This window comes from Bacillus sp. DJP31 (genome assembly GCF_049310945.1).
GTDB lineage: Bacteria > Bacillota > Bacilli > Bacillales > SA4 > Bacillus_BS.
Genome location: NZ_JBMERO010000008.1, coordinates 117,299 through 131,728, shown reverse-complemented (window position 1 = coordinate 131,728; position 14,430 = coordinate 117,299). Strand labels below are relative to the sequence as shown.

12 protein-coding genes, 2 pseudogenes and 1 riboswitch are annotated in these 14,430 nt (G+C 36.0%); of the genes and pseudogenes, 8 read left to right on the top strand and 6 right to left on the bottom strand.

The genetic code is table 11. The features are described 5' to 3' along the window. The first annotated feature begins 15 nt into the window (after positions 1-15). Positions 16-525, top strand: a complete 510-nt coding sequence (locus ACOI1C_RS09910; protein ID WP_422510370.1) for a ferritin — start codon at positions 16-18, stop codon at positions 523-525. Between the two features lie 148 nt (positions 526-673). Here ACOI1C_RS09910 and ACOI1C_RS09905 read toward each other — a convergent pair whose 3' ends face one another. Then, positions 674-880, bottom strand: a complete 207-nt coding sequence (locus ACOI1C_RS09905) for a small, acid-soluble spore protein, alpha/beta type (RefSeq protein ID WP_422510369.1) — start codon at positions 878-880, stop codon at positions 674-676. A gap of 220 nt (positions 881-1,100) precedes the next feature. Between ACOI1C_RS09905 and ACOI1C_RS09900 the strand changes: the two are divergent. Together ACOI1C_RS09900 and ACOI1C_RS09895 are read left to right on the top strand one after the other, a co-directional pair. After that, a pseudogene (locus ACOI1C_RS09900) lies at positions 1,101-2,475 on the top strand (TrkH family potassium uptake protein). Positions 2,476-2,667: 192 nt separating this feature from the next. Further along, positions 2,668-3,864, top strand: a complete 1,197-nt coding sequence (locus ACOI1C_RS09895; RefSeq protein ID WP_422510368.1) for an MFS transporter — start codon at positions 2,668-2,670, stop codon at positions 3,862-3,864. A gap of 74 nt (positions 3,865-3,938) precedes the next feature. Here the strand turns inward: ACOI1C_RS09895 and ACOI1C_RS09890 are convergent, their stop codons facing one another. Further along, positions 3,939-4,298 (bottom strand): DUF3905 domain-containing protein, encoded by a 360-nt coding sequence (locus tag ACOI1C_RS09890; RefSeq protein ID WP_422510367.1) that lies wholly within the window; start codon positions 4,296-4,298, stop codon positions 3,939-3,941. 185 nt (positions 4,299-4,483) lie between these two features. Here ACOI1C_RS09890 and ACOI1C_RS09885 point away from each other — a divergent pair, with 185 nt between their 5' ends. Beyond that, positions 4,484-4,663 (top strand): hypothetical protein, encoded by a 180-nt coding sequence (locus ACOI1C_RS09885; RefSeq protein WP_422510366.1) that lies wholly within the window; start codon positions 4,484-4,486, stop codon positions 4,661-4,663. Further along, a complete protein-coding gene (locus tag ACOI1C_RS09880; protein WP_422510365.1) occupies positions 4,656-4,814 on the top strand; it encodes a hypothetical protein in 159 nt (52 codons plus the stop codon). Before ACOI1C_RS09885 ends, ACOI1C_RS09880 begins: the two co-directional genes overlap by 8 nt. A 584-nt stretch (positions 4,815-5,398) precedes the next feature. Here ACOI1C_RS09880 and ACOI1C_RS09875 read toward each other — a convergent pair. Further along, on the bottom strand, positions 5,399-7,174 hold the full coding sequence (locus ACOI1C_RS09875; RefSeq protein WP_422510364.1) for a B12-binding domain-containing radical SAM protein: 1,776 nt from the start codon (positions 7,172-7,174) through the stop codon (positions 5,399-5,401). Between the two features lie 226 nt (positions 7,175-7,400). On the opposite strand from ACOI1C_RS09875, the gene ACOI1C_RS09870 reads away from it, so the two are divergent. From ACOI1C_RS09870 to ACOI1C_RS09860, 3 genes and pseudogenes are all read left to right on the top strand, one after another. Further along, on the top strand, positions 7,401-9,920 hold the full coding sequence (locus ACOI1C_RS09870; protein ID WP_422510396.1) for a PAS domain S-box protein: 2,520 nt from the start codon (positions 7,401-7,403) through the stop codon (positions 9,918-9,920). An 81-nt stretch (positions 9,921-10,001) separates the two neighbouring features. After that, positions 10,002-10,136 (top strand): annotated as a pseudogene (locus ACOI1C_RS09865) (MGMT family protein); the annotation flags it as partial. A gap of 68 nt (positions 10,137-10,204) precedes the next feature. Then, positions 10,205-10,801 (top strand): DedA family protein, encoded by a 597-nt coding sequence (locus ACOI1C_RS09860; protein WP_422510363.1) that lies wholly within the window; start codon positions 10,205-10,207, stop codon positions 10,799-10,801. A gap of 219 nt (positions 10,802-11,020) precedes the next feature. On the opposite strand, the gene ACOI1C_RS09855 is transcribed toward ACOI1C_RS09860, so the two are convergent. From ACOI1C_RS09855 to mtnK, 3 genes are all read right to left on the bottom strand, one after another. Then, positions 11,021-11,473 carry a chemotaxis protein CheX gene (locus ACOI1C_RS09855; protein WP_422510362.1) on the bottom strand — a complete coding sequence of 151 codons (453 nt, stop codon included), beginning with the start codon at positions 11,471-11,473 and terminating at the stop codon, positions 11,021-11,023. Between the two features lie 198 nt (positions 11,474-11,671). Beyond that, a complete protein-coding gene (gene mtnA / locus ACOI1C_RS09850; protein ID WP_422510395.1) occupies positions 11,672-12,724 on the bottom strand; it encodes an S-methyl-5-thioribose-1-phosphate isomerase in 1,053 nt (350 codons plus the stop codon). After that, entirely contained in the window at positions 12,717-13,916 is a 1,200-nt protein-coding gene (gene mtnK / locus ACOI1C_RS09845) for an S-methyl-5-thioribose kinase (protein WP_422510361.1), read from the bottom strand. The genes mtnA and mtnK overlap by 8 nt, the downstream gene beginning before the upstream one ends. 217 nt (positions 13,917-14,133) lie before the next feature. Next, positions 14,134-14,326, bottom strand: a riboswitch (SAM riboswitch). Positions 14,327-14,430 lie beyond the last annotated feature (104 nt).

Here is a 14,430-nt window from a genome sequence, read left to right as displayed (position 1 = left end):
CAAAGGGTGATGAATATGCTAACGGAAAAACTTCATGAAACTTTAAATGACCAGATGAACTATGAATTCTTTTCGGCACATGCCTATCTAGCGATGGCTGCCTACTGTTCTGATGAAGGACTAGATGGATTTTCTAATTTTTATCTTGTTCAAGCTGAAGAAGAACGTTTTCATGCAATGAAGTTTTACAACTTTATCAATGCATTAGGGAAACGTGCAGTCATTAAGGGATTTGACTCTCCTAATAATGATTTCTCATCTTTGTTAGATGTTTTTGAAAAAGCACTAACACAAGAAAAAGAAGTAACAAAACGGATCTATCATCTTTCAGACATTGCCATGGATGAAAGAGAGCATGCTACAATCTCTTTCTTAAAATGGTTCATTGAAGAGCAGGTAGAAGAAGAGGATATGTTTGATAGCATCATTCAAAAACTAAAGCGAATTCAGAATGACAGTAATGCTATTTTCATGCTAGATACAGAATTCTCAAAACGTAGTTTTACCCCATCAGCAGGCGAATAATAAGTATTTGCACACAATTGAAGCCTTAGTATATTTATACTAGGGCTTTTTTTAGTGCTTTAAAGGAGTGGGGGCCTGTCCCCCACTCCTTTAAAGCGTTAAAACCCAGGCTGCGAATGCAAGCCCGGGTTTAGCCAAATATATTCAATTATTGCCCTGGGTTAAGTTGTCCGCCAAGTTGTTGTTGAGCTGTTTTTACAAGTCGTTTTGTGATTTCCCCTCCAACTGAACCGTTTGCACGAGAAACTGTATCTGATCCTAAGTTAACACCGAATTCTTGTGCGATTTCGTATTTTATAGAGTCTAACGCCTGTTCAATTCCAGGCACTAATAATTTATTACTACTTCTAGCCATGTTTTGTCATCTCCTTTTTTTCTTCTACATACAACGTTTGTTACTTTCATAGTATGAGTGACTATATAGTTGCCGATACAAGCCAATGTTTTCATAAGGTGGAAGGAAAATGTTTAAGATGGGAAAGATATTATTAAAGAGTTTATTCTGAAAACAATTGAGGTTGCTCTTTTTAAATACTTAAGTCAAAATGATTAAAGTAAACCTTATTATGAAAGGTATGTGTAGCAGATTGTATCAGAAAATCAAAGCAAAACTAAAACATTTAACTCCAGCACAACTAATTGTAAGCTTTTATTTTATTGCAGTAAGTGTCTCTGTTTCTCTTCTTAGTTTACCAATTGCACATAAACAAAATGTAGAGTGGAACTTCGTTGATGCATTATTTACAGCGGTTAGTGCTGTTAGTGTAACGGGTTTAACCGTCATCTCTACGGCTGATACCTTTAGTATTCCTGGAATCTTTATTCTGGCCTTTGTTCTACAATTTGGTGGGATTGGAATTATGACATTAGGAACGTTTATATGGCTTATAATGGGAAAAAAAATTGGATTAAGAGAAAGAAAACTTATTATGCTTGATCAAAACCAAACCAATCTCTCTGGGCTAGTAAATTTGATGAGACAAATATTAGCGATTATATTTATTATAGAAATAGTAGGGGCACTCATTCTAGGTACGTACTTTTTGCAGTATTTTCCTGACTGGAAGGAAGCCTATTTACATGGGTTCTTTGCTTCCGTGTCAGCAACTACAAATGGTGGATTTGATATCACAGGTAACTCGCTAATCCCTTATGCTAATGACTACTTTGTTCAAATTATTAATATGATACTTATCGTTTTAGGAGCCATTGGGTTTCCGGTATTAATAGAGGTAAAGAATTTCTTAACGAACAGAAAGCGGGATGGAATTCGATATAGATTCTCATTATTTTCAAAATTGACGTCCACTACTTTTCTTTTATTAGTAGTATTTGGTACAATCATCATTTTTTTATTAGAAGTTAATAAATTCTTCAAGGATAAAGTTTGGCATGAAGCATTTTTTTATTCGCTTTTCCAATCGGTTAGTACGAGAAGTGGTGGACTTGCAACAATGGATAGATATTAACGAATTTAGCGAACCAACTCTTCTTTTCATATCAGTTCTCATGTTTATTGGTGCATCACCAAGCTCAGTGGGAGGCGGTATTAGAACCACTACGTTTGCTCTTAACTTCTTATTTATTTATCATTTTGCTAGAGGGAATCGTCATATCAAAGTCTTTGGTAGAGAATTGTATGATGATGATCTCTTAAAGTCACTTGCTGTAACGATTATCGCAACGATCATATGCTTTACTTCTATCCTAATACTGTCAATTACCGAACCTTTCTCTTTAATTAGTATTATATTTGAGGTTTGTTCAGCGTTTGGTACTTCAGGCTTATCCATGGGAATTACACCCGAACTAAGTTCATTTGGTAAGTACATCATCATATTCCTAATGTTTGTAGGTCGTATCGGTATTATCGTTGTCCTCTTCTTACTAGGTGGTCAAAAAAAATTATCACGCTACCACTACCCAAAAGAGCGAGTAATCATTGGCTAAAGAATACTTATGTAACCTCCATTAATCGTAAGAGAGGTCCTTTTCAGATTAATCCTTCACCACTTTAAAGGAACGGGGGCCAGGCCCCCGTTCCTTTAAAGTGCTAAAGTTCCCAATAAGTTACAAATATATTTTTTGGTTTGATTACTCATATTAATAAGGACGAATTTACTTGATAAGGTAGGTAGTTATATGGAACATGAAAAAAGATGGGCGATCGTTTCACTTGCTTCCATACCATTGGTGATGACATTAGGTAATTCTATGTTAATCCCTGTTCTTCCGACTATAGAGGAGAAGCTGAAGATTAGTTCGTTCCAAGTTAGTATGATAATAACGCTGTATTCTGTTGTTGCTATTATTTTAATACCTATTGCGGGGTATTTATCGGACCGAATTGGAAGAAAAAAAGTTATTATTCCTAGTTTATTGATTGCGGGTATTGGCGGGTTACTTTCAGGCTGGGCAGCTTGGAAGATGAAGGATCCATATGTGATGATTCTTTTAGGGAGGGTATTACAAGGTGTTGGAGCAGCAGGTGCTGCACCTGTCGTCATGCCACTTGTTGGTGATATGTTTAAAAATCAAGAAGAAGTAAGTAAAGAACTTGGTGTCATTGAAACATCTAATACATTCGGAAAGGTTTTAAGTCCTATTTTAGGGTCTTTACTCGCAGGGTATATCTGGTATTTGCCATTTTTTGCATTTCCTGTATTTACTGTAATCTCTGTAGTCCTTATGCTATTTTTAGTGAAAAGTCCCAAGAAAAGACAAAGACCACTTCCGTTTAAAAAATTTCTGATTTGTATTAAGGATATATTCAAGAAGAATGGTCATTGGCTTTATGCCATTTTTACCATTGGATGCGTATTAATGTTTGTGCTTTTCGGTGTGCTATTTTACCTGTCTTCAATGCTAGAGGATCAACACCATATTGATGGTTTGAAAAAAGGTTTTACCTTAGCCATACCTTTAGCGGCACTTTGCTTTGCTTCTTATATAACTGGAAAAAAAATCAAAGAAAACAAAGTATTGATGAAATGGATTACATTCTTTGGTATTTTACTGTTAGCAATTTCAGTGTTTGCCATTAGCTTTACTGAGAATATTTTTCTCTTATTGGTCATCTTCTTCTTTTGTGGACTAGGGATTGGGGTTGCACTTCCATGTTTAGACGCTCTTATAACAGAGGGGATTGAGAAGGAAGAGAGAGGAACTATTACTTCCATTTATAGCTCAATGAGATTTATTGGAGTTGCTGCAGGTCCACCCGTTTTTGTTTTACTGATGAAGGCCTCGCACCAAGTTATGTTTTACAGTATTACAGGAATCTGTCTTCTTACTGCATTTATTGCACTGAAAGAAATTAAACCAAAAGAAATAAAATAGAAATTTGGCAGAATCATTGTCTATAGAAAACAGGGAAGAGCTTGGATAATCAAGCTCTTCCCTGTTTTCTAAACTTAATCTTGATTGTAGCTAACGTCCTTATCTGGATGCGTGAAAGGAACACCACGAGGGGGAATCTTTTTTTCGATTAATTCTCTGTTTTCTGCTGTATTCCAACCAATATCATTTGTTGGGTGAACCCACTCTTCCCCAGCCATAATTTCAGGGTCTACTTTATCTGACCAATTATTTAATGGAGAGTTAGGTGAATCATAAAAGCTGTCTCCAATAACAACACCATGTTCATTTATAAAGGGCTTTTCCATTTTTATCCCACTGCCCCTGAATACTGGTGCATTTGGTTGATGTGGCATTGTCTCATTAATAAAAGGAATCTCTAAGTTCTTTTCTTGACTTTCGTTTTTATTTTTCACTTTTTCACCTCTCTTCTGGTAACTTCTTTAAATATTGTTTCCAACAGATATCATCATATGAATGATCCATTAAAATAAGCCTGAATTTGTAAGAGGACAAAACTTCCTTTCATGCAGAGCAACAAGTAGGTAACAATATAGAAGAGGATTTTTTCCTCTTAATATTTTAAAAGAGGTGTTTTGAAATGGCAAAGCGCAAAGTGAAATTTGATGCTGCTCGAAACAATAACTTCACACCAAAGGAGAGTCTTCCTGATACAGAGTTTGCTCAAGAGGCAACTGAAGAGCAGGCAATGAAAGGCGCGAATCGAAATTCCAAAAAAGGGTACCAAAACGAAAAAGCAGGAGTAAAAACATATGGCTAAAGGACTACATCCACCGGATAATAATCATACAATTTCAAAGGATTTGTTAAAAGAAGAGTTTGGTACTGAACTTGGCGATTACAATGCCAATAAGGCATTTGAGCTAGTATCGGAAGCAAAATCGAAATCAAAAAAGAAATTGAATAAATAAAAGAAGGCGTTCTTTTAAAACTATGTCAAAAGGAAACTATTACAGTCAATCTACAAGTTTTGAGTCAAAACGATCCATTTGTGCCAAGTTTACGTCAGGTAGAAAGAAATAATCCATTTGTTTAAGAAGAGTTCCTTCTTTTCACCATAAATTCGAATAAATGGACCTGAAAATTGATGACAAGGTACTCGGATAGTTACGATATCAGCGATTTTTCTGTTTTATCAGCGATTATCAGAATATATCAGCGATTATCTCATTATATCGGCGATTATCAGAATATATCGGCGATAAGACATTTTTCACAAATTTTCAATGCTTGAAATAACCATAAACCTCAAAATACTAAAGCATTAAGATTAGTAAAAGAAACTTCCTTACAAAGGTCACAATTGCACTCTCTAGTCTCATGTTAGACAATATTCTAAGAACAAGCGAAGTATAATTCAAATCAGCATTTACTTCGCTTGTTATAGATTCTAAGCACAAAAAAGACGTTTCAAAAATTCTATTTGAATTTTGAAGCCGTCTTTTTTTGCTGTTTATTTTTCATGAAAGGCTTGGGTTTTTCAATAGCCTAGATATTACCTAGACGTTAAAACTACATTAAATAATTTAATGGGCGCTGAAAAAATCAAGGTCTCTTGATTTTTATGATCAAAGTAAGTTAAAAGAATGGATGGTTCCTCTTTAATCTCCCCTAACTGAAGAAAGTGCTGAAAATCTAATGAGATGGTTTCGAGTACACTGTGTTTAAATAAATCTTTTTCTTGAAGCTGCAATGCCTCAAAGCTATCGCCAAAAATTGTTGGATTCAAAAGGAGTTGTTTATAGATGGATGTACGCTCCTCTTTTTGAAGCGTATCATTCCACCAAGGCTTTCTCGGTTTGAATTTTTGGTTACGCAAATAATCAACCTTAAGAAGGCTATGAGAAATATGAATGTTTTCTTGTCCACTATCGACTAGAAAGTTCCAAAGTCGCAAGAATAAGTCTTCTAGTTGGTGGCCAATTCTTACCCAGCCTTTTTCATCCCAATATTGTCCGAAATCCTGAAAGAAATCAAATGGGGTAGGGAATACCTCTGTAACCAAGTATTCCAGTGTGTAGTCCACCCTGTGGTCATTCCAATACTTTTCTAGTACATCCTCTACCTGCTTTATTTTGGAGATTTCTTGGAATGTTAGCACATTGTTTTTTAAGATTTCATACGGCGAATTGTCCATATATACATAGTCGTGTTCTGCTGCTCGGATACGAAGACCTGTGCCTCGAAGCATTTTTAAGAAACCTAGTTGAAGCTCTTCAGGTCTCATCGCAAAAACATCATTAAAGGTTTTCTTAAACGATTCGTAATCTTCTTCAGGCAAGCCAGCTATCAAATCTAAATGCTGATCAATCTTCCCGCCATCCTTAACCATCGTTACTGTGCGGGTAAGCTTTTGGAAGTTTTGCTTTCTCATGACTAATTCATTTGTAGAATCATTTGTTGATTGGACACCAATCTCAAACCTGAATAAGCCAACAGGTGCATTTTCATTTAAAAATCCAATGACCTCTGGTCGCATGATATCCGCCGTTATTTCAAACTGAAAGACCGTGCCAGGTAAATGCTCATCGATTAAAAAACGAAACATTTCCATCGCATAGCTTCTACTAATGTTAAAGGTGCGATCCACGAATTTAATCGTTTTAGCCCCATTCTTCATTAAGAATCGAATATCATCCTTCACTTTTTCTTTATTAAAATAACGAACACCAACTTCAATAGAAGAAAGACAAAATTGACAGCTAAAAGGGCAGCCTCTGCTTGTTTCAATATATGTTACTCGCTTTGAAAAATGGTGCAGATCCTCCTCAAACTTGAATGGAGAAGGTGCATCTTGTAAGTTTAACTTATTTCTTTGAGGATTAACAACTGGCTTACCCTCAACCGAACGAAAGGCTAAGCCAGGTACTGAAACAAAGTTTTTATTACTTTTAAGCTCATCAAGTAGCTGTTTAAAGGTCTCTTCTCCTTCACCAAGGACGATAAAGTCTACATCTGTTAAACGGTCCAACCAATAAGTGACATCATAAGAAACTTCCGGACCTCCGACAATAATCGTTAGGTCGGGTTTAATTTTTTTTAAGATGCTAATGACTTTAATCGTCTCTTCTATATTCCATATATAGCAGCTGAAGCCGATCACATCAGGTTCATGCCTAAAAAGATCAGTGACAATATTCATCTCAGGGTCTTTGATGGTATATTCAGCCATTTTCACGTCATGCTCTGGCTCTACATACGCACGTAGGCATCTAATAGCAAGATTGGTATGAATATATTTGGCATTTAAGGTACTAAGTACAACATTCATTATATTTGGACACTCCTTTTTTCGAAGCAGGAAATAAGATACTAAAAAAACACACTAAATTATATTTTAACATATTTTAAGAATAAATGACGAACCATGGGTTTTGGAAAGAAATGTATAGCAGTTTTGTGAAGGATTTAGGCGAACTTTGTAGAATGTAGTAATCAAAGAGTGTGCGTTAATTATTAAGAGGAAGGTGAACTACTTGTCTACAAAGCAAAGTGATATGCAATTACAAGCCTCTTTTAAGAAGCTCCAACAAGAAAACAAGGATCTTCTCGATATGATTGGTCAATATCGCATCATGTTTGAACAGTCTTTAGATGCTGTTGTTTTATTTGACTCGAATACATGCTTTACAGAAGTTAATCAGGCAGCTTGCCAGTTGTTCGAGCTACCAAAGGAAAATCTAATTGGTGAAAGCTTATTAAAATTTCTAATGCTTGAATCTAAGCAGAAAATTACAAAACAAAATAAAATGCTGATAGAAGATGGATTCCTAAAGGGAGAATTCGCCATTCGTGTAGGAAATGGGACTGTAAAGCAAGTCGAGTTTTCTGCTAGAAAAAATGATATTAATAATACAGATGTTTCAATAATGCGGGACATTTCACCAAAGAAAATATTAGAGCGACAGCGAGATATAAGCAAGCAATTATTTATGGACGTTTATAAGCAAGCAGTGGATGGAATTGTTATCTTTGATCGTTCTGGAACGTTTATAAACTGTAATAAATCCTTCATGAATAGCTTTGAATTAACAAAAGAGGAGCTACTTAATTCAACAATATACAACTTTGTAGAGCCAGAATATACATATAAATTAGAAAAGCTTTGGACTATTTTAGATGAGAAAGAAAAAGCAAAGGGTGAACTCCCTGTCAAATTGAAAAATGGTGTTAAGAAAGTTTTTGAATTTACTACCACTGCAAATATATTTGATTACTATTATATGTCTATTATGAGAGATGTAACAGATAGAAAAGGCATGGAGAAAAGGCTTCAAGATAGTGAACTTAGGTTTCGAGAAATATTTGATGCTGCCCTGGATGCCATCGTTATATGGGGTAATGGGGGAAAGGTCATTAATGCAAATAGTTCAGCAAGTAAGACATTTGAAATGCCGATTGAGCTTCTAACTCAGGGAAGTTTATTAGACTTTGTTGATCAAACTAGTACTGAAGTTATCAACATGAATAAAGAATTAAAAGAGACAGGTAAGCTAAGGGCTGAGCTCGATTTTCACATGGTAAACGGACAAACAAAAAGGCTAGAATTCACATCAAGATATAAAGTATTAGATGATTACAATATGACTATTTTCCGAAACGTTAGTGAAACCAGGTCAATGGAAAAAAACTTAAGAGAAAAGGAACAAAAGTTTAGACGAATCTTTGAAGGTGCATTAGATGGAATCATACTTTGGGATGAGGATTTAAGTATCATTGATGTTAATCCAGTTGCTTGTCAAATATTAAAGGTAAGTAGAGAAGAATTACTGTTAAGAAGAATTGACCAATTTATAAATAGTACTCAAGATTACACGTTAGAAGCAAGCCAAGCGAATCATGATGCTGGAGGTTTATATGCAGAGCTTCCTTTTATGTTAGAAAATGGGGAAGAGAGAATTATTGAGTTTGCTGTCAAAAGGAACGTAATTCCAAAAATGAATATGACCATTTTCCGTGATGTAACGGAGAGGAAGAATATTGAAATTACTCTCAGGGAGAGTGAACATAAGTTTAGACAGCTTTATGATAATGCCTTAAATGGGTTTATTATCATTGAAGATGAAGGGAATATAGTCAATATGAACCCTGAGGCAAGAAGAATATTTGGTCTTGAAAATGAGATACTTCTCCCGTTAAAGCTTCAGAATTTTGCTTTTATAAATGATATAGAGAGGGAAGAAAAGTGGAAGCAACTTCTAGGGAATGCAAGTTTAAGCGGGCAATTCATTTTGAATAATCGGATAATTGAATATACGCTAAGTAAAAATATATATATAAATAATCATTTAGCTATTCTCCACGATGTAACAGAGCGAAAAGAAATGGAAGAAAAGCTTAGAAAGTCTGATACTTTAACAATTGTAGGAGAACTAGCCGCAGGGATTGCCCATGAGATACGAAACCCAATGACTGCATTGAAAGGCTTTATTCAATTATTACAAGGAAATGTCAAAGAGGATTTCTCTATGTATTTTGAGGTTATAACCTCAGAACTTAAGAGAATTGAATCTATTATTACGGAGTTTTTAATTCTAGCAAAACCACAGGCTGTTCAATACCAACAGCGGGATCTGAAGAAGATCTTGCATGAAACGATTGACCTTCTCACTCCACAAGCCGCTTTAGAAAATATTCAGTTTGAAGTGGATGTTGTAGATGAAGACACTGAGATTTATTGTGAGCCTAATCAGTTAAAACAGGTCTTTATCAATATCTTAAAAAACGGAATTGAAGTTATGCCTAAGAGTGGCACTATCCACGTTTCAATTGAGCATCACTCAGAAAAAATAATGAGAGTCTCCTTTAAAGATGAGGGCTGTGGAATACCAGAGGAAAAAATCAGAAAACTAGGGGAACCCTTTTATACAACAAAGGAAAGAGGAACTGGACTTGGCTTAATGGTATCCTATAAAATAATAGCAGAACATAAAGGGAAAATTGAAGTTGTAAGCAAGGAAGGGGAAGGAACAACCTTCCATATTTACTTACCTATTACCCAAGTTGAAAGTGAATGACTACGCTGAATGAGGGTTCGATGGAGACAGATTATGCTTGATTGCGACATGTAACCCGAGTGTGTAGGACAAGCAGTCGGACAAGCGAATAAGGCAAATCGAATACAATTAATTATTCCGTTTCATCGGGTAATAGATAAGAATAAGCTGCTAATAGGATTCGCTGGAAATAAAGTGGATTTGCAAGAGAAATTCCTTATATTAGAAGGTGCGTAGACACTTAAAGATTGAATGTTGGGCCGTTGAAGCATTCAATGGCCTTTACTCTTGAAAAGAGGGGTCAAATGGATTTAGAAACTGCATTTACTTTTGTGGATCAGTATGGGTACTTTGCATTATTTTTAATTTTATGGATAGGTTTTTTTGGTATTCCTGTTCCAAATGAAGTGATTGTTATGACTAGTGGTTTTGTAACATCAAAGGGATTGCTAGCAACGATGCCAGCATTTCTTGTTACATATTGCGGGGTCGTTATGAGTTTAACAACTTTATATGTTTTAGGAAGGTTCTTCTTTTTTCCACTTCAAAAGCGTTTCCTACATCGTCCCAAATATCAACAACATATACTCAAGGCATCACAGCTCATTGAAAAATATGGTCCTATGGCTCTAGTTGCGGGGTATTGTTTACCAGGCGTTAGGCACTTTGTTCCTTTTATGACAGGAAGTACAAAGATGGCCTATCGAACGTTTGCTATCTATGCCTATGTCACGGCAGCCGTTTGGACGAGCCTATTCTTCTTCCTTGGATTTACTTTCGGCAACCAGATGGATGTTATTTTGAAAAACATTTATATGGCTGGAATCCCGCTCGTTCTTGTGATTGTGCTTATTCTTTTTGTCTTCAATTGGAGAAGGAATAAATCAAACAAAATGAAATAGATCGTACACCATATTCATGGATTAGCATATAATTTCAGTAAGGGAAAAAGTGTTGGTCACGTGCAATAAAAAAGGAGGGAGTTAATCATGAACCGAGGAAAAAAGAAAGTGTTGTTCTATACGACCATTGCCAAAAAGCTACAAATAATTAATGGAGAAGAAACAAAACAAATTATGAATAGTAAAAAAGTGCAGAGGTAGAGAGTCTCTGCACTTTCCTTATCCTTCAATCATAAGAATGACAACTAACTCACCGTTTGTGGATAAAGTGATGGGTACCTTTATTGCTTGGGTAAAACCAGTTAGCTTTGCTTCACCAACGAGAACAGTTGGCGGGGTAATGTCCATAATGAGCTCGTTTTGAGAGGCATTAGTTGCTAGATTACCCGCAATCATATTCCCAAGTTCCCCTGTGAAAGACTCTAGCATTTCTCCTTCGAGCTGCATCCCATACATCATTTCACCGATATAGCTGAATGTCTGTGGGGTTCCGTCGATGACTAATCTGCCTTTTATATCACCTGTCATACCAATTAAAACGGACATGGTTAAACGAATAACCTTTTCTTTAAAAAGAGAAGGTGGATTAATAGTAACAGGCATAGGAAGTACACTCTTTACTGACTGAATGGTCCCGTTTAGTACTTTTGTAACATTCGAACTCTGTGACATCTTTTCACCTCTATTTCAATAGGAAAGTAGCAAAGTTTAGTATGTGAAATTTATTAAAGAAAAGAATGAACAAACAACAATAATCAATAAGGGTAATTTTAAAAATATCATAACATATTTTACGTTGGGTTGTGTGGATTTGTAAGAAAATACTCGAAATTTGTCGATAAAAAAAGTCTTACACGATGTAAGACCTTGTTAACTTACTATAAACTGTTGCTCAATCTCAGCTTGAAGATTCCCTTTAAGCACACCTTTTTCGGTTATGATTGCGGTAATGAGTTCATTAGGAGTGACGTCAAAGGCTGGATTAAATACATTTACACCAAATGGAGTGATTTGCTGGCCGAGTATATGGGTAATTTCTTTAGCATCACGCTCTTCAATAGGGATATCTTCCCCAGAAGTGAGTGTTAGATCAAAGGTTGAAAGAGGCGCAGCCACATAAAAAGGGATTTGGAAGGCTTGAGCAAGTAGTGCTAGATTCAAGGTTCCTATTTTATTTGCCGTATCCCCAGTTGCAGTTATCCGATCAGCGCCTACTATGATAGCAGATATTCCTTTGGTCTTAATGGTATGTGCCGCCATATTATCTGTAATTAGCGTTACGTTAACACCTGCTTGCATAAGTTCCCATGTAGTTAGCCTTGCTCCTTGTAAGACAGGACGTGTCTCAGATGCAAATACTTCAATGTTTATTCCACGTTCTTTTGCCAAATAAATAGGAGCTAGAGCGGTCCCATATCTTGCAGTTGCAATAGATCCTGCGTTACATATCGTTAAAATTTTATCTCCTTCGTTAAAAAGTGAGAGGGCATGCTCCCCGATTTGCCTGCATACCTCTTCGTCTTCTACTTGAATTTGAATAGCCTCATGAATGAGCGTAGTTTTAGCTGCATTTATTGATAATGAACCCTCCACACTCTCAGTTAACCGATTAAGTGCCCATGAAAGATTAACAGCAGTAGGTCTAGAACTAGATAAGTAATCTTTGTCTTTTTGAAGCTGGGTGTGGAATGCAGTTAAATTAACATCCTCATAGCTTTTAGCGGCTAAAGCAAGCCCAAATGCGGCTGCAATTCCAATAGCTGGAGCCCCTCTTACTTTTAACGTATAAATGGCTTCCCATACGTCCTTTACTGTTCTTAACTCAATATAAACTGTCTCAAGTGGAAGCTTTTGCTGATCTAACAATAGGATATAATCATCTTTCCACTGAACAGATTGGGGAATGATTGCTGTCTTAGTCATTTTCTGCATGTACACTCCTTACGATTTCAATTAATTGTTCAATGGATTGAATTTTTTGACGACTCTTAATAAGCTGACTACCTAGTGATAAAGCTTTTCGTTTTGCACTAATTCTTAGCTCATCGTTTGAAATCCCGTCTAAATCTGCCACATGTGCTAACCCAATCGTACGTCTAATTAATTCACATCCTGCAAACCCAATCGTATCTTCAAAAATCTGGTTTAATGTAAATTCTAAATATCCATCAATACGTGAGTAAACTTCAAGGCTTTCTTCTTTCCAAAGAGTAGAGAAAGTGGTGGAAAACACATACCATGTTTTCGCTACATGATGATAGAGTGAATCCCGATCCTGCTCTGGTAATGACAGGGCATTAAGAAGGAGGTTGGCTGTAAACTGACCAATATCAAAGCCTATAGGGCCGTAAAAAGCAAATTCAGGATCAATTACTTTTGTTTCAGTTTGACTTACAAAGATACTACCTGTATGAAGGTCTCCATGTAAAAGTGATTCTCCACTCGTTAAGAACTTCTTTTTTAGCTTGGCAACCTCAAGTTTAAGACTAAGATCATTCCAAAGGTTTTCCGCATCATCTTTTAAAGCTGATTCAAAATTATTGGTCTCATGATTAAAGAAAGGATCAGTGAACACAAGATCCTCTGTTATTTTACATAGTTCTGGATTTACGAATTCTTTAGCTAGCAGCTTCTTCTGCAATGGTTCTAATGCAAAATCAGAAGTATAAAATAGTGTCTTCGCTAAGTATGTTCCGATATGTTGAGAAAGAAGAGGATAATCATTTCGATTAATAAGTCCCTTTCTTGCAATTTCTAGATGAGATAGGTCTTCCATAATAGTAATGGCTAGCACCTCGTCATTATAAAGAACATCAGGAACTAGACCTGGGACATGTTTACTAAATATTTTGAGAGCTTGACACTCAATTTTATTTCGTTGAAGAGTAAGAGGCCAGCTTTCACCGACAACCTTTGCATAGGGGAGTGCTTGTTTAATAATTATGCCCTTGCTATTAACATGATCAACAACACGAAACACAAGGTTTAGATTGCCATCTCCAATTTCATAACAAGTTAACACTTCTCCATCTTCAAATAACCGAAGTCGGATTGCTAGAGTGATTGCTGATCTTTCTGTTAATGGTTCATATATAAATTCCTTTGAAACTGCCATGATTTTACCTCCCATTTTTAATCTAGCTCCAGCACCAAGACCGCCTGAGGTCAAATAACTTGATTCAAATAAAAGGGGATTGTTCCTTTTATTTCCTTTTAGAACATTTGCTATGCCTGGGTCTAAACGGGGCGCTTACGCTTTTTGGATTGGAGGCTTTTCTTAAATAGAAAAGCCTCTTTCAAAAGAAAGAGGCTTGAAGACATAAGCTTCGCACCTCTTATCTACCAGAAAAGAATATTTCTGTGGATGTAGCACCGTGCCTTACTAGAGTTAAAGTTGATAGCGTTATTATAATGCTATAACTACCTCTAAGCGCTAAAACTGATGCGCCCCATTTCACAATGGTATTACGGTCGGTTGCTGCAGCTTCATCGGGGCCATTCCCCTCAGCCAACTCTTGATAAGAGATCAAACAATATTTAGTTTTTGTAAAAAAAAATTTAGTACTCTAGGAAAGTAAGTATTCTGAAATTTTCCACTTGGTGAAAATAATATCAAGTTACACTACCTT